Below are 15,614 nucleotides of genomic sequence, written 5' to 3' on the forward strand. Positions count from 1 at the left end.
GGCGGGGTCCGGCCGTGCTCGGCCCCGAGGTAGCGCGGGTTCTCGTGGAGGGGCGGTTCTGCCTGTTCGGGCAGGCCGTCGTTGCGTGAACGTACACGTATCTCCGGGATTCTCTGCATTTACCGATAAACGCCTGGATTTTCCGGACTTCCGCGATCAAGCATCGGGATGACGTTCCGTCATCGATCCCGGTTTCCGTGGAGGACACCCAGTGCCGCACCCGTCCCGTACCCCCAAGGCGCTCGGCCTCGCCGTCACCGCCGTGCTGGGCCTGACCCTGGCCGCACCGCCCGCCCTGGCCGGACCGGCCGCCGACCCCGACCCGGTGCCCGCTCTGGTGGCCGGCCGGGACACCGCCGCCCCGCAGCTGGTCACCGGGCTGGCCGAGGCGGCGCCCGGCAGTCCGGGCGAGGCGGCCCGGGCCCACCTGGCCGCCCACCCGGAGCGGTACCGGATCGACCCGGGGCAGCTCACCGAGGTCGGCACCGGGCGTACGGCCGAGGGGCGGCACACCGTCAGGTTCCAGCAGTACCACGGCGGCATACCGGTGCTCGGCGGGCAGTACCTGGTCCGCCTCACCGGTGAGGGCGCCGGCCAGCGGGTGGAGTCGGCCGGCGGCAAGTACTTCACCGGACTGACCGCGCCGACCACCCCCGCCGTCCCGGACCCGGTGCTGCGCGGCCTCGCGCTCGGCTCGCTCACCGACCCGCGCGCCCGGGCCGGCGCCACCGCCGAGGACCACGGCCTGGTGGTGCTGCCCGGCGGCACCGGCCGGCTGACCCGGCACTTCACCGTGCGCGGCACCGACCGGGCCGGCGGGCAGCCGACCACCCGCGAGGTCTACGTGGACGCCACCGTCGGCGGGATCGCCCTCGCCCACGACGCCCGCGCCCCGTACCAGGCCGGTGCCCGACCGGCGACAGCGGCGGCCGCCGCACCGGCGCTCGAACCCGCCACCGGCACCGCCCCGGACGCCTACGGCCGCACCGTGAAGGTGAACACCGCCCGGCTGCCGGACGGGAGCCACCAGCTCGTCGACCTGACCAGGCCCGCCTCCATCACCACCTACGACGCGGCCGGACGGGACCTGCTGGACTTCATCGACGGCCTGCCCGCCGACCTCCGCCCGGCCGCCTCCCCGACCTCCGACTTCCCGGCCGCCACCGGTGCCGACGGCGCCACCGACGCCCACCTCAACGCGGGCATCGTGTACGACTTCTACCGCGACCGGCTGGGCCGGGAGGGGCTGGACGGCAAGGGCTCCCCGATCGTCTCGCTGGTCGGCGTGACCAACGACGGCGCACCCATCATGAACGCCACCTGGGACGGGACCATGATGTCCTACGGCGGTGGCGGCCCGCAGTACCACTCGTTCGCGGTCGCGCTGGACATAGCCGGACACGAGATGACCCACGGCGTCATCGACCACACCGCCGGCCTGGTCAACGCCGGCCAGACCGGGGCGATGAACGAGGCGCTGGCCGACTACTTCGGCAACGCCGTCGAGGTGACCGCCCGCGGCGTGTCGATGACCGACCCGAAGGCCGCGCTGTTCGGCGAGGCGGTGTGCCGCACCGGCACCCCGGAGGACTGCGCGGGGCGCCGGCTGGACGACCGCCGCACCACCGTGGACGACTACCTCGGCACCGACCTCAGCCTCGACAGCGGCGGCGTGCACCTCAACTCCACCATCTTCTCCGGGGCGCTGTGGGACATCCGGCGCACCCTCGACCCGCTCACCGCCGACCGGCTGGTCTACCGCGCGCTCGCCGACTACCTCACCCCGCTGGACGACTTCGTCGACGGCCGCAACGCGGTGCTCGCCGCCGGCCGCTCGATGAACCTCAGCCCGACCCAACTCCGTTCGGTGGCAGCCGCGTTCGACGCCCACGGGATCCGCGCCGGCTGGGAGTCCAGGCTCGGGACGGACAGCCGCCCGCTGGTGCGCGCCATCCCCACCTCGATGGCCGCCCCGGCCGTCGCAGGCGGCCGCTGGGTGATGGGCAACTCGACCGGCACCGGCGACCCCGCCCTGTACACCGGCTCCACCACCGCCCCCGGCACGCCCACCCGGCTCAGCCCGGAGGACGGCCGCCGGCACAGCTGGGCCGCCACCGACGGACAGTCCGCCGCCTGGCTGGCCGTCGGCCCCGACGCCGAGGGCAGGTTCGGCATGGAGGTGCTGACCCGCTCGCTGGCCGGCGGCCCGGTCCGCAGCCTGTTCGCCTCCCGGACCGAGCAGCTCGCCGAGGTCCGGATCTCCGGCGGTGACATCGCCTTCCTGGTGGAGGACTGGGAGAGCGGCCGGACCACGGTGCGTCTCTCCCGCGACGGCGCCCCGCCGGTGGAACTCCCGCTGCCCGACGGCCACCGCCCGTCCGGCCTCACGCTCAGGGACGGCGTGCTCGGCTGGAGCGAGCAGTGGACCGCCGGGGAGCGGGAGATGTCCGCGGCCACCGTCCGCTCGCTCACCACCGGCCGGGTGACCGCGCGCTACGAGTCGGCCGGCACCGTCAGCTCCACCGTGCTCGCGGGCGGACGGCTGCTCTGGGTGGAGACCCCGGCCGGCCCGGCCGCGCGCAGCGCGATCCGCTCCGGCGCCCTGGACGGCTCGGGCGTGGTCGACGTGCTCCCCGCCGACTCCCCGTACGCCCAGGTGACCGCCGCCATCACCGCCTCCGACCAGGCCGTCACCTTCCAGGCCGTCATCTCCCGGGACGAGGGCGGCAAGCCCGCCGGCGGCTGGACCAACGCCGCGCTGCCCAAGCTCTGGCAGCTGCCGCTCACCGGTGGCACTCCCGTACGGGTCTCCTGCAACCGGGGCGGCCAGTACGAGGCGGCCGCCGACCGGGGCACCCGGGTGCTCTGGCTGGACGCCACCACCGGCCGCACCGACCTGGTGGTCCGCGACCGCCCGGCCGGGCGCTGCTGACCGGGTCCTGCTGATCAGGCCGCCGCTGCGGCGTTCGCCCCGGTGCCGGCGGGTACCGGGGCGATGGTCTCCTCGTCCGTGGCGGGGCCGCACCGTGAGGCATCAGACGAGGGCCGCCGCCAGCAGAGCGGCGGTCCTGGCGACCAGCGGTTCGTCGGCCGGCGCGCCGGCGTCCCGCCGGGTGGACAGGACGGCCAGGACGACGGGCGTCCCGTCCGGGGTCCAGGCGATGCCGACGTCGTTGGTGGTGCCGTAGCCGCCGGTGCCGGTCTTGTCCGCGAGGGTCCAGTCCCCGGGGAGTCCGGCGCGGAGGCGGGCGGCGCCGGTGGTGTTGGCGAGCAGCCACCCGGTCAGCCGCCGCCGGTCCTGCGGGGCGAGCGCGTCCCCGAGCACCAGCCTCAGGTGGCTCCGCCCGATGGCGGCCGGGCTGGTGGTGTCCGTCACACGCCCCGGTTCGGCGGAGTTCAGATCGGGCTCCCACCGGTCGAGCCGTGTCACGTCGTCGCCGATGGACCGGCAGAAGCGGGTGATCGCCGTGGGGCCGCCGAGCTCACGGAGCAGGAGGTTGTCGGCGGCGTTGTCGCTGTAGCCGATGGCGGCGGCGCACAGCTCGGCGACGGTCATGCCGTTCGCGAGGTGTCCGGGCGTGCCCGTGACCGGGGCGTAGCCCGCGTCCGTGACGTCCTTGCCGGTGTAGCGGATCCGCCTGGCGAGGAACCCGCCGTCCCGGTCGAGGTCCCTCAGGACGGCGGCGGCGGTGATCGTCTTGTGCACCGAGCAGATCGGGAAGAGCTCGTCGGCGCGGTACACCACGCTCCTGCCCGTGACCGTGTTCCGCGCGAACACCCCCAGCCGGGCGCCGTGCTCCCGCTCAAGGCCGGCCAGCGCCCGGGTGACCGTGTCCCCACCCGGTGACGCGCCGCCCGCCGGGTGGGCCGGCCCACCCGTGGACACGGCGCCGGCCAGTGCCGTCCCGGCGCCGAAGGCCAGCACCGCACGGCGGCCCGGGCGTCCTGCGAAGATCCCCACGATCGTGTCCTCCTCTGTCCGGCGACCATCCTCCGGAGATCAGGACACCTCGACGGCCCGACCGGTTCGCCCGCTTTCCCCCGTTTCTGCCGCTCGTGCGCCACCGCCGGTGCAGCCGGTCCGGGCCCACGGGCCGCACGACCGGGCCGGGCCCGGCCGGGGGCGGGACGGCTCAGGCGGGGCGCCGGGCTCCGGCCAGGGAACGGATCTGCACGTGGACGGCCGCCGGCTCGGTGCCGGTCACGGCCGCGACCTCGCTCTGCGGCAGGCCGAGGACCAGGTGGAGCAGCAGGACGTCCTGCTGGGGGTCGGTGAGGTGGGCGACGGGGTGGAGCGGGCGGGGGCCGGCCAGGGTGCGGACGTGGCGGCGTACGGCCTGCCAGGCGCAGGCGGCCGGGCTGGCGGCGGCGAGGACGTCGGGCCAGCGTCCGGCGAGTTCGTCGAAGGCGTCGTGCACGGCGCGGCCGGCGTCGGCGGGGGTGAGGAGGAGGGCGGCGTAGCGCAGGTAGTTGTGGAGGTGGAGGTCGTGGAGCGCCCACAGGCCGAGGTGGGGTCCGGGGTGGGCGGTGGTCCGGGTTCGGGGTGATGCGGGCATGGGTGTTCCCGAGGTAGCCGGGTGGGCGGATGGGTGGTCCGCGGGCGGGGCCGTGGTGGGGCCCTGCCCGCGGAGCCTGGTCACACGAGCGCCGGGGTTTCTCCGGTGCCGTCGCGGCCCGCCGGGGCCGGGTGGTGCGCGTCGTCGGCCTTGTCGGCGGCGAGGCTGTTCTTGAGCGTCACCCACAGCTTGAACAGGGTCTCTGTCGGGATGCCGCCGGTGGAGGTTTTGATCGCGCGGGCGAACTCGCGCTGGTAGGTCCTGGCGGTCATCGGCACCGGGGTGCGGGCGTTGTTCGTCCGTTCCCAGGCCGCCGCCCACAGGACGCGGCGGTTCTCCTTGACGCCGCAGACCTCCATGTAGGTGGTGAAGACGGTCTTGTGGAGGGGGGCTTCGCCCTTGAGGACCAGGGCCAGGGTGCTGGAGGGCAGGCGGCCTCCCAGTTTCCGGGCCCGGCGGTCCAGTTCTTCCAGAGAGGGCCAGTCGGCCTTGCGGCGCATCTCGTGCATGGCCCGGCGCAGGTCGGCGAAGGAGTCGGCGTGTTCCGGGTTGAGCCGCTTGGGTACGCGCCGGCGCCGGGTTCCGGAGGAACGGGGTACGTGGGCCCAGTAGTTGGCGTGGGTCCATTTCTTGCGGGCCGTCTTGAGGTCCGCCCCGCATTCGCGGGCGATGGCCTCGACGACCTCCCAGCTCGGCAGGGACCGGCCGTTGGTGGCCCTCTGCAGGGTGGTCGAGTGGTAGTTCGTCCGATCGGCGAGCTGGCGGTAGGTCAGCTTGGCCTCGTCGCGCTGCTCGCGCAGCCACGCGGCCAGTCTGCCCAGTGCCGGTTCGGTCGCCGTGATCGGGTTCTCTCGGCGTCCCATCGCGGGCGGGCACCCTCCGCTAGATCCGCTCCCGCCGCAGCCTCAGCCCCACGAGCCAGCCGCCGCCGGCCAGTTCCAGTGCCGCTCCGGCCGACATGCCCGCCGCGACCAGGACGGCGGCGACGGCGATCACGATGACGATCACGATCGCCTCCGCCCGTCCGGGCAGCCAGGACGGGCGCGGGCGCGGCGGCGTGATGCCTCCGGCGGCGCAGTGGGCGGGGACGGGGGCGGCTTTCTTGCGCTTCCTCGTCATCGACGAGACCCTCCTATAGCACTGATCACTCCAACAGGACGGCACTTCGGTGGTTGGCGTCACGCGAAGCATCCGTTCGGGTAACACTCTGTCAGGCATACAGGCGATTCCCAATCGATTCGGTGAACACCACGCGGATTGATGCGCCACCGTCCAGGCCCGAGCCCGCGTTTTCGACCTGCCCTTACCGCATACCGGCAGGTCAGAAAGGTGAAACTGGAAATTGATGCGCGTTCGCGCAGCATCCCCTTGTCGCCCTCACCGCTGGGTGTGACGATTGCAGCAGCGTCATCCAGACCTACGGGTCGGGAACCCGGGGGCGCTGATTACTCCAACAATTTCGGGAACACCCGGAGCGGGCCGTGTTGGCGCATGGGCCCGCCCGGACAGCAGAGACCGCCCGGCCGCAACGGCCCGAGCGGTCTCTCTGCGTTTCCCGGCCTCACCCACCGCTACGGCGTCCCCGGGGGCCGGCGGGCGAGGTCGATGAACAAGGCGGAGGACCAGCCGAAGCCGGAGGTCGCCCGGGTGGCGCGGGCGCCGGTCAGGGGGTTCCAGTACTCGTAGAGGCCGCCGGCGTCGCGGACCATGGCCAGGGTGCGGTGCTGGAGTTCGTCGGCGGTGGCGGCGAAGCCGGAGCGGCGCAGGCCCTCGATGAGCAGGTAGTTGATGTTGAGCCAGACGGGGCCGCGCCACATCGCCTCGGGGTCGAAGGCGGGATCGTCGAACGCGACGGTCGGGACGGGGTGTTCGCCCCAGTACGCGGTGGAGCGCAGGGTCCTCTCCAGGCGGGCGGCGATCTCGGGGGGTAGGCGTCCGGTGAACAGCGGCATCAGGTCCAGTGCGGTCCGTACGGGCACGTTCTCGCCGTCCGCCACGGTGCGAAAGCGGGTGCCGTCCCAGCGGTTGGCGACCAGCAGGCGGGTGTGGGCGGCGGCGCGCGAGCGCCAGCGGGCGGCGTCCCCCGGCAGGTCCAGGGCGTCGGCGATGTCGGCCAGGCGGTCGGCCTGGTGGATCAGGTAGGAGCTGAGGTCGGGGGGCTCGGCCCGGGGGCCGTAGTCCCAGACGGGGCTGTCGTCGAGGCCGGAGGAGTAGGGGTGCAGGTAGGCGGGCAGGCCGTCGCCGTCCGGGTCGGAGGCGGCGAACCACCAGGCGTGCGCGCGGACGAGCCGGGGGTAGACCGAGGCGAGGAACGGGAGGTCCGGGTCGGCCTGGTGGACCTTCCACACGGCCCACGCGGCCAGCGGCGGTTTGGTGACCGGCACCGGTCCCGGGCTGGGTGCGGTGCCGTTCGCCCGGCCGACGTGTTCGCTCAGGCGGACGTGGTCCGCGCGGGGCAGGTCCGTCGTCTCGGCGAGCACGCCGTGGTCGTGGACGACGTCGGGCAGCCGGCCGTCGGGCAGCTGGTGGTCCAGGAGCAGGAGGATCTGGTCACGGGCGAGCGCCGGTGAGGCGTGGCGCAGTGCCACGGCGTGGAAGAGGGCGTCCCAGTTCCAGACGCCCACGTAGCCGTACTTGGAGGGGACGAGTCCTTCGCGGCCGGCGATCGGCAGCAGGTTGACGGCCAGGGTCCACCAGGCCATCCGGGCGCGCTCCGCCAGGTCCGCCCGTACGGGTGGCATGCGGGCGAACCAGTCGTTCCAGCGGGCTTCGGCGGCGGCGCGCACGGCCGGTTCCGGCCAGTGGCCCGGCGGGCCGGCCAGGACGTGGCAGCCGGTGAGCGCGAGGGTGTGCTCCGTTGCGTCGGGCAGCCGCCAGGAGGCCCGGGCGTGCCGTCCGGCGATCACCAGGGTCGAGGGGTCGGCGAACAGCAGCGACACCCCGCCGGCGAACGCCACCTCGGAGGGCGTCGCCGAGACGACGGGCAGCGGGCGTCCGCCGGGGTCGCGTACGACCAGGGCGGTCAGTTCCGTGGTCTCGGCGAGCGGGGTCTCGTAGGCGGCCCGGGCGACCCGGAGCCCGTCCGGGCCGGCCGTGACCAGCAGCCGTGAGCCGCGTTCGGTGAACGGCCGCTCCACGAGGTCCAGTGTGAGCATCAGCGTCCTCCCAGGCCCGACGAGGCCATGCTGTTGAGGATCTTGCGCTGCCCGACGAGGAAGGCGATGAGCATCGGTACCACGGTCATCGCCGACAGGGCGGCGGTCAGCCCGTAGTCGACGCCGCCCCGTTGGGAGTGGAAGGCGTCGAGCAGCAGGGGGATGGTGAACAGGTCCGGGGTGTTGAGGAACACCAGCGGGAAGAAGTAGCTGTTCCAGCTGGCGAGGAAGACGATGATGCCGAGCGTCCACAGGCCCGGCCGGATGTTGGGCAGGATGATCCGCCAGAAGATGGTCCAGCGGCCCGCCCCGTCGATCCGTGCCGCGTCCTCCAGCTCGACCGGGACGGCCCGGATGAACTGGCGCAGCAGGAACACCGCGAAGGGGTTGGCGACGGCGGGCAGGATCAGCGCCAGGTGCGAGTCGATGAGGTGGAGCCTGGCCAGCATGAGGTAGAGCGGCACGATCGTGACCTGGGCCGGGACCATCTGGGTGGCCAGGAAGAGGCCGAACAGCGGCCCGGAGCCGCGGAACGGTATCCGGGCGAAGGCGTAGGCCGCCATGGCGCTGGTGAGCAGGGTGGCCGCGACGGTGACGGCCGCGATGTACATGCTGTTCCAGTAGGCCCGCCCGAGCGGTACCTCGTCGAGGACGTCCGGGTAGTTCCGCGGGCGCCACGGCCCGGGCAGCCAGGCCAGCGGCTCGTTGATCATCTGGGTGGCGCCCTTGAAGGAGGTCAGCAGCATCCAGATGAACGGGAACAGCATGACCAGGCCGCCGAGGGCGAGGCCGGCGTGCAGCAGGGTCTGTCTCCGGTTGGTCATGCCGGCCTCACGACTCGTAGTGGACGAAGCGCTTCTGCGCCTTGAACTGGACCGCGGTGACGACGAGCGTCAGCAGCAGCAGGAGCAGCGCGGCGGCGCTCGACAGGCCGAAGTGGAACTCGCGGAAGCCCTGTTGGTAGACCTTGTAGACGATGGTCTGGGCGCCTTCGTTGTGGTCGGGGTTGACGAGGACGTAGACCAGGTCGAACGCCTGGAACGAGCTGATCACCGACACCACCACGGTGAAGAAGACGGTGGGTGAGAGCATCGGCAGGGTGACCGAGCGCAGCATCTGCCAGGGTCCCGCGCCGTCGATCCGCGCGGCCTCGGTCAGGCTCGGCGGGATCGTGGCCAGCCCGGCCAGGAAGATGACGACGTTGAGCCCGAGCGACGACCAGATCGTCACGACCGCGATGGCGGGGACGACCCAGGTCGGGTCGGCCAGCCAGTCCGGCGGGGTGATCCCGAACAGGTCCCGCACCGTGCCGTTCAGGATGCCGTCGGTGCCGCCGCCGAGGATCATCTGCCAGATCACCGACACGGCGACCGAGCTGGTCACGACCGGCAGGAAGTAGATCACCCGGTAGGCGGTGCGGCCGCGCACGCCGTGCAGGGCCAGTGCCAGCAGCAGGGCCAGGACGAGCCCGCCCGGGACGGTGATCAGGCCGATCTTGACGGTGTTCCACACCGCGCGGCCGAAGTACGGGTCGGTCAGCTGGGTCCGGAAGTTGTCCAGCCCGACCCAGGTCGCGTCGCCGATGCCGTCCCATTCCATGAAGGACAGGACGACCGCGTAGCCGAGGGGGCCGACGAGGAACACCAGCAGGGCGAGCAGCTGGGGGGCGAGGAAGAGCACGGCCCACCGGCGGTCCCGCCGCCGCCAGAGCGGCTCGCGGGCGGGGCGGGCGGGGCGGGGGGCCGTGGTCCGGGTGGCGGCGCTCAACCCTTTGGGCCCTTCATGCCGTCGACCAGGCTCTGGAGCTGGGTCATCCCCTCGTCGAACCCGACCTTGCCCTCCCAGATCTTCAGGAGGTGGTCGTTGATCGCCTTGGTCAGGCCGGGGACGGCGACCTCGTCGGGGTAGTTGGCGAAGCCCTTGTCGCGCACGTCGAGGAAGGTCTGGGCGTGCGCGGGGTAGTTGCCCTCCGTCACCAGGCTCTCGGCGCCCTTGACCGACGGTACGGCGCTGCCGCCCTTGAGCCGCAGCTGCTGGCCCTCCTTGCTGACGAACTCGCTCAGGAAGGTGAAGGCCTCCTTCATGTGCCTGGTGTCCTTGTTGATGGTCAGGTAGGACGCCGCGACCGCGCCCTGGATCGGCTGTCCGGACTCCGAGGGGAACGGCACGACGTCGTAGTTCTGGCGGTCGCCGCCCTTGTCGATGCCCTCGATGACCCAGCGGCCTCCGGCGTAGAAGCCGGCCTTGTGCTTGACGAACTGGGTGGCCGCGCTGTTGCCCTCGGGCAGCAGGTCGGCGGAGGCGAAGGTCTTGTCCTGGAAGCCGTCGGCGAGGGTCCTGAACGCCTGGCGGGCCTTCGGGTCGGACGGCGCGACGAACCTGCCGTTCTCCCAGACCTTGCCCCCGAAGCCGTTGACGAGGCTGTAGTTGGCGCCGTACCAGTTCCAGAATATGGAGCCGTACTTGCCCGCGGCCTTGAGTCTGGCGTTCATCTCCAGGTAGGTGGCCATGGTCCAGCGGCCGGACTCGTTCAGCGCGGCGGGGTCCTCGGTGATCCCGGCGGCGGCCAGGGCCTTCTTGTCGAACCAGAGGACCTCGGGGTTGGTGTCGTTGGGGACGCCGAAGGTGACGCCGTCCTTCTTCGCGCCGCCGTAGAGGCCTTCGAAGAAGTCCGAGGGCCTGGTCTTGCTCAGGGGCCCGGCGAGCTGCTCGTCGAGCGGGGCGAGCACGCCGTCGGCGACGAGTTTGCCGATGTAGTCGTCGCCGGCGTAGAAGACGTCGGGGGCGGTCCTGGAGGTGAGCTGGGTGAGCAGTTTGGGGTGGTAGTCCTCGTAGGAGGCGACCGGTTCGAGCTTCAGTGTGATGTTCGGGTGCCGCTTGGTGAACTCGTCGGTGAAGGCCTTGAAGACCGCCATGTCCTCGGCCGAGCCCCAGGTCGACCAGCGCAGGGTGACCTTGCCGTCCCTGGAGTCGCCGGCGGGGCCCGCGCCGCCGGTCCCGCTGCACGCGGACACGGACACCGACAGGGCGACGGCCGCGGCGGCGGCGGCCAGGGCTGTTCTTCTCTGGAAAGCGGGCATCGGGTGCCTCCTGGGGGGCTCTCGTGGGAGGAGCGGGGTGGGGAGGAGCTGGTGGGGCGGGGTCAGGCGAGGCCGCCGCCGTCGACGACGAGGGCGGAGCCGGTGATGTAGCTGCTCGCGTCGCCGGCGAGGAACAGCACGGCGTTCGCGATCTCCTCCGGCGAGCCCGCGCGGCCCATCGGCCGGTCGGCGGCGTCCTTCTCGAAGGCGGACCACTGTGCCCGCAGCTGGCGCGCCTCGTCGCGGAGCATCGGCGTCATGGTGTCGCCGGGGTTGACCGAGTTGACCCGGATGCCCGCGGCCGCGTGGTCGATGGCCAGGGCGCGCGTCATGTTGACGACCGCGGCCTTGGAGGCGCAGTAGGACAGCGCGTTGCCGCCGCCCTTCAGGCCCCACCCGGAACCGGTGTTGACGATGGAGCCGCCCTCCGTCATCGCCGGGACCGCGAAGCGGCACATCAGGTAGACCGACCTCACGTTGACGGCCATCACCCGGTCCCAGTCGGCGGCGGAGATCTCCAGCGCGGTCTGGCGGCGGATGATCCCGGCGTTGTTGAACAGGACGTGCAGGCCGCCGAACCTCTCGACGGCGGTGTTCACGACCTGCTCGCAGTCCGCCTCGGACGAGACGTCGGCCCGCACCGGCACGGCCCGGCCGCCGCCGGCCTCGATCTCGCGGACGACGCCGGAGGCGTCCGCCACGTCGGCGACGACCACGGCCGCGCCCTCGGCGGCGAACAGCCGCGCGGTGGCCCGGCCGATGCCCGAGGCGCCGCCGGTGACGATGGCGACCTTGTTCCGCAACGTGTTCATAGGTCCTCACTCGCTGACTGGATGCGGTACATCACTGACTCGCGGTACCCGGTGACGACCCGGGCGTGCCCGCCGAACGCGGCGTCGGCCGCGGCGTCCCCGCTGTCCACGAGCAGCGGACGGCCGCCGAGCGCGGCGAGTTTCTGCTGGGTGGCGAGCAGCACGATCCCGGCGAGCCGGTCGAGCACGCGCGGGCTGAACTGCTGGTTGCCGCGGCCGATCACGAAGCCCTGCCCTCCGATGACGGACAACACGCCATGTGTGACCTGTGACATGGCAAGGGTGTGAAGGGTCTGCTCGGTGACGTCCGAGGCGAGCAGGACGCCGTCCCGGACCACGTCCACGCCCAGCGGCGTCAGCTCCAGGCCGAGCTCGCGCCCCACCGCGAGCGTCGTCGCGCCGGGCCCCAGCGCATAGGCCGCACCGGGTGCCATGGACGCCACCACCTGGCGCGCGATCGACTCCGCCGACCCCGGCGGCGCCGCCGACGACCCGCTCTTGCGCCCGCTGAGCCGCGCCCTGGCCGCGGGCACCCGCAGGGTCCCGTACAGCCGCACCCCGACCCGCCCCGACCGGTACGCGTCCTCGTCCAGGTCGACGACCTCCGCGGCGAGCGTCGTCCCGTCGAAGGCGGCGGCCGTGGTGGCGGCCGCGGACGGGCTGACCGCGAAGCACCCGGAGTAGACCTTCACCCCGGCCGGCACGCCGAGCACCGGCCCCCGCGGCCGGGCGTCCAGCACGTCCCGCGCCGTCCCGTCCCCTCCCGCGAACAGCAGCAGGTCCGCCCCGGCGAGCGCCGCCACCGCCGCCCGGGTGTCCGCCGGCCCGCCGGCAGCCGCCCCGGGCCGGGGGCGGTGGGCGATCTCGTACGGGACGCCGGCGGCGACGGCGCTGTCCTCGCCCATGGCGCCCGCGACGGTGCGCACCCGGATGTCCGGGCGGCGGCGGTGGAGCGCCGTCAGCGCGGCGGCCGCGCGGGTGGCCGCGCGGGGAACCGCGCCCAGGGCGAGCGCCCTGGCCTGGATGTCCGGGCCGTCGCTGCCCTTGAGGGCGACGGGACCGCCGAGGCCCGCCACGGGGTTCACGACCAGGCCGACGATCACCGGCGGTGCTTCCGGCAGTAGGCCCGCCAGGTCGGCGACCACTGCGCCGGGTCGTCCAGGGACGCCGGGTCGATCCGGTGGACGCTCTGGTTGTAGGGCGCGTTCCTGACGAACTCCGGGTTCTCGCGGGCTTCGGAGGCCACCTGGGCGAGGATCGCGGCGTACTCGTCCAGGTCCTCGCGGGAGTAGGACTCCGTCGGTTCGAGGGTGAAGGGCTCGGCGACCACGTAGGGGTGGTGGCTGGTCCAGTAGTGCACCCCGAAGTCGGCGGCGCGCACCCCGATCTCCTCCGAGTGGACGCCGGTCTCCTCGGAGAGCTCCTGCCAGGAGTAGCGGACCTGTTCCACCCGCCGCCGGTCCGCCCACGGGACGGACGCGCCGGGGATCCGCAGGATCTTGTGCATCAGGTAGTTGTTGTTGAGGACCGCCGTCTCCGCGACCTCCTTCAGGCCCTCCGCGCCGAGCGCCATCACCCAGGCGTAGGCGCGGACGACGTTGGGCGTGACCCCGAGGAACGGGCGGATCTTCCCGACCGAACGGGCCGGGGAGTTCAGCGTGTACGAGTCGCCGTCGCGGTCGACGACCGGGCCGGGCAGGAACGGGACCAGCGCCTCGGAGACGCCGCACGCGCCCGCCGCCGGGCCGCCGCAGGCGTGCGGCGTCGAGAAGGTCTTGTGCAGGTTGAAGTGGCACAGGTCGAACCCGGCGTCACGGGCGCGGGTGACACCGAGGATGCCGTTGGCGTTGGCCTGGTCGTAGCAGGCCAGCGCGCCCGCTTCGTGGACCAGTTCGACGAACTCGCGGATCCTCGGGTTGAAGATCCCGGTGTCCTCCGGATTGGTGATCATCAGTGCGGCGGTGCGCGGGCCGACGGCCGCGCGCAGCGCCTCGATGTCGGGGCAGCCGTCGGCGTCCGGCATCAGGGTGATGACCTCGTACCCGGCGGTCTTCGCGCACGCCGCGTTCGAGGGGTGCGAGAACATCGTGGTGATGACCTGGTCGCGCCGGCCGCCCTCGCCCCGGGAGGCGTGGTAGGCGCGGATCATGGCGATGTTGGCGTAGATCGCCGCCGAGCCCGCGCCGGGCTGCAGTGAGACCCGCGCCATGCCGGAGAGCTCGTTGAGGATCTGCTCCAGCCGCCAGTAGATCTCCAGCACGCCCTGCACGGAGTCCTCGGGCTGCAGCGGGTGCAGCTCGGCGATCTTCGGGTCGCGCACGAAGGTGTCGTTGACCTTCGGGCTGTACTTCATCGTGCAGGTGCCCTGGCCGACGTCGATGTTCAGGTCGGCGCCGAGGGTCTCCTGCGACAGCCTCAGGTAGTGCCGCACCACCTGGTTCTGCGACAGTTCGGGCAGCGCGGGCGGGGTGCGGCGGCCGACGCCCTCGGGCAGCTCGACCGGCGGCGCGTCCGGGGCCGGGACGCCCACGCCGCGCCGCCCGGGCCGGGAGAGCTCGAAGATGATCTCTTCGTCCCAGCGGGCCTGGTGGAAGCGGCGCAGGACGGGCTTGGGTGCGACCGGCAGCGTCGCGAACGGTTCTCCCTGCGAGCTCACTTGGTGCCTCCGAGGGCTGAGAGGGCGTCCTTGACGGCCGCCGCGAGGGTGTCGATGTCGGCGATCGAGTGCCGCTCGGTGACGCAGACCAGGACCTCCCGGGGGCCCAGCCGCACCCCGCCGAAGATGTCCGCGCGCCGCAGGGCCGCGAGCAGCCCGTCGGCGTCCGGCACCTCGATGGCGAACTCGCGGAAGTGGAAGGCGTCCTGGTGGCGGACCCGGGCGCCGGCGGAGGCGAGGGCCCGCATGGCGTACCTGGTCCGGGCGAGGATCGTCTCGCCGATCTCGCGCATCCCCCGCGGGCCCATGAGCGCGAGGTAGACGCCCGCGGTGATGCCCCACAGGGCGGCCGCGGTGCCGACCCACTCCTTGCCCTCCTCGCGCAGCGCGAAGGAGGTCCGGTCGTAGAAGACGTCGCCGAAGCCGTACTCGCCCGCGACCGCGGTCGGGGCGATGCCGAACAGGCGGGAGGGGAACTCCGCGACGAGGCGCTCCTCGTCGTGGCTGGCGATGAAGCCCGCCTGGCCGCCGCCGTACTGCTGGTGCATGCCGAGCGACTGGATGTCCCCGCACACGAGGTCGGCCCCGAAGGACGCCGGCGGCGCGAGCACGCCGAGCGAGATCGGGTCCGTCCCCACCACCAGGAGCGCGCCGGCGCCGTGCGCCAGGTCGGCCAGCTCGCGTCCGCGGGTCTCGATGACGCCGTAGACGTTGGGCGTCTCCAGGTAGAGGGCGGCGAAGGTGTCGTCCGGGCGGACCTCGCCCGTCTCCCCCGAGGCGGCCACCGGGGCGAGCACCGTCTCGATGTCCGGGGCGAGGTAGTCGCGGATCTTGGCGAGCTTGTCGGGGGCGACCGCGCCGCTGACGAGCACCCGGTGGCGGCCGGTGCGGCGCGCGGCCATCCGCAGGGCCGTCCCCGCCGCCTGGAAGCCGTCGTAGGTGGGCACGTTGACGACGTCCATCTCCAGCAGCTCGCCCATCATCGAGACGTACTCGAAGAGGGCCTGGAACCGGCCGTGGTCCTCGTAGGGCTCGCCCGCGTAGGCGGTCAGGAACTCGCCGCGCCCGTTCACCTCGTCGCAGACCGCCGGAACGTGGTGCGGGTAGCAGCCGTGCCCGAGGAAGCTCAGCACCTGCGTCGTGTCGGTGTTGCGGGCCAGCAGGCCGCGCATGTGCCGCACCAGGCCCTGCTCGTCGGTGAAGGGGGCGGGCAGGTCGAGGGGACGGGCCGGCCGCAGGTCGGCGGGGATGTCGCCGTAGAACTCGGCGACGTCCGGGGCACCGATCTCGGCGAGCATCGCCGCCCGGGTCTCGGCCCCCGCGTTGGGGATGTAGGGATGGGTCACGGGTGCTCC

At 73.0% G+C, this 15,614-nt stretch carries 13 protein-coding genes; 1 reads left to right on the forward strand and 12 read right to left on the reverse strand.

Annotation, left to right across the window (positions count from 1 at the left end):
- Positions 1–211 precede the first annotated feature (211 nt).
- A complete protein-coding gene (locus tag ACIP82_RS09500; protein WP_400652478.1) occupies positions 212–2,932 on the forward strand; it encodes a M4 family metallopeptidase in 2,721 nt (906 codons plus the stop codon).
- Between the two features lie 102 nt (positions 2,933–3,034).
- On the opposite strand, the gene bla is transcribed toward ACIP82_RS09500, so the two are convergent.
- The 12 genes from bla to gcvPA all read right to left on the reverse strand — a co-directional run bounded on the left by bla (position 3,035) and on the right by gcvPA (position 15,605).
- Positions 3,035–3,955, reverse strand: a complete 921-nt coding sequence (gene bla, locus ACIP82_RS09505; RefSeq protein ID WP_400652739.1) for a class A beta-lactamase — start codon at positions 3,953–3,955, stop codon at positions 3,035–3,037.
- Between the two features lie 178 nt (positions 3,956–4,133).
- Positions 4,134–4,556, reverse strand: a complete 423-nt coding sequence (locus ACIP82_RS09510) for a sigma factor-like helix-turn-helix DNA-binding protein (protein WP_363609697.1) — start codon at positions 4,554–4,556, stop codon at positions 4,134–4,136.
- A gap of 80 nt (positions 4,557–4,636) precedes the next feature.
- Positions 4,637–5,419 (reverse strand): helix-turn-helix transcriptional regulator, encoded by a 783-nt coding sequence (locus tag ACIP82_RS09515; protein WP_363609695.1) that lies wholly within the window; start codon positions 5,417–5,419, stop codon positions 4,637–4,639.
- Positions 5,420–5,438: 19 nt separating this feature from the next.
- On the reverse strand, positions 5,439–5,675 hold the full coding sequence (locus ACIP82_RS09520; protein WP_363609693.1) for a hypothetical protein: 237 nt from the start codon (positions 5,673–5,675) through the stop codon (positions 5,439–5,441).
- 452 nt (positions 5,676–6,127) lie between these two features.
- On the reverse strand, positions 6,128–7,711 hold the full coding sequence (locus ACIP82_RS09525) for an MGH1-like glycoside hydrolase domain-containing protein (protein ID WP_363609691.1): 1,584 nt from the start codon (positions 7,709–7,711) through the stop codon (positions 6,128–6,130).
- Positions 7,711–8,535, reverse strand: coding sequence for a carbohydrate ABC transporter permease (locus ACIP82_RS09530; protein WP_363609689.1), 825 nt, complete (start codon positions 8,533–8,535; stop codon positions 7,711–7,713). The genes ACIP82_RS09525 and ACIP82_RS09530 overlap by 1 nt, the downstream gene beginning before the upstream one ends.
- A gap of 7 nt (positions 8,536–8,542) precedes the next feature.
- On the reverse strand, positions 8,543–9,478 hold the full coding sequence (locus tag ACIP82_RS09535) for a carbohydrate ABC transporter permease (protein WP_400652485.1): 936 nt from the start codon (positions 9,476–9,478) through the stop codon (positions 8,543–8,545).
- Positions 9,475–10,791, reverse strand: coding sequence for an ABC transporter substrate-binding protein (locus ACIP82_RS09540; protein ID WP_400652487.1), 1,317 nt, complete (start codon positions 10,789–10,791; stop codon positions 9,475–9,477). The genes ACIP82_RS09535 and ACIP82_RS09540 overlap by 4 nt, the downstream gene beginning before the upstream one ends.
- Positions 10,792–10,853: 62 nt before the next feature.
- Entirely contained in the window at positions 10,854–11,603 is a 750-nt protein-coding gene (locus ACIP82_RS09545; RefSeq protein WP_363609683.1) for an SDR family NAD(P)-dependent oxidoreductase, read from the reverse strand.
- Entirely contained in the window at positions 11,600–12,706 is a 1,107-nt protein-coding gene (locus ACIP82_RS09550; protein ID WP_400652741.1) for an ATP-NAD kinase family protein, read from the reverse strand. Before ACIP82_RS09550 ends, ACIP82_RS09545 begins: the two co-directional genes overlap by 4 nt.
- Positions 12,703–14,259 carry an aminomethyl-transferring glycine dehydrogenase subunit GcvPB gene (gcvPB, locus tag ACIP82_RS09555; RefSeq protein ID WP_400652491.1) on the reverse strand — a complete coding sequence of 519 codons (1,557 nt, stop codon included), beginning with the start codon at positions 14,257–14,259 and terminating at the stop codon, positions 12,703–12,705. The genes ACIP82_RS09550 and gcvPB overlap by 4 nt, the downstream gene beginning before the upstream one ends.
- Positions 14,256–15,605, reverse strand: coding sequence for an aminomethyl-transferring glycine dehydrogenase subunit GcvPA (gcvPA, locus tag ACIP82_RS09560; RefSeq protein ID WP_363609677.1), 1,350 nt, complete (start codon positions 15,603–15,605; stop codon positions 14,256–14,258). Before gcvPA ends, gcvPB begins: the two co-directional genes overlap by 4 nt.
- Positions 15,606–15,614: the final 9 nt, after the last annotated feature.

Origin of the sequence: Kitasatospora sp. NPDC088548 (assembly GCF_044753005.1) — a bacterium.
Lineage (GTDB): Bacteria > Actinomycetota > Actinomycetes > Streptomycetales > Streptomycetaceae > Kitasatospora.

Coding starts and splice junctions, on each gene's coding strand:
- ACIP82_RS09525 (WP_363609691.1), bottom strand. CDS start 7,711: ATGCTCACACTGGACCTCGTGGAGCGGCCGTTCACCGAACGCGGCTCA.
- ACIP82_RS09540 (WP_400652487.1), bottom strand. CDS start 10,791: ATGCCCGCTTTCCAGAGAAGAACAGCCCTGGCCGCCGCCGCCGCGGCC.
- ACIP82_RS09515 (WP_363609695.1), bottom strand. CDS start 5,419: ATGGGACGCCGAGAGAACCCGATCACGGCGACCGAACCGGCACTGGGC.
- ACIP82_RS09510 (WP_363609697.1), bottom strand. CDS start 4,556: ATGCCCGCATCACCCCGAACCCGGACCACCGCCCACCCCGGACCCCAC.
- ACIP82_RS09520 (WP_363609693.1), bottom strand. CDS start 5,675: ATGACGAGGAAGCGCAAGAAAGCCGCCCCCGTCCCCGCCCACTGCGCC.
- ACIP82_RS09545 (WP_363609683.1), bottom strand. CDS start 11,603: ATGAACACGTTGCGGAACAAGGTCGCCATCGTCACCGGCGGCGCCTCG.
- ACIP82_RS09530 (WP_363609689.1), bottom strand. CDS start 8,535: ATGACCAACCGGAGACAGACCCTGCTGCACGCCGGCCTCGCCCTCGGC.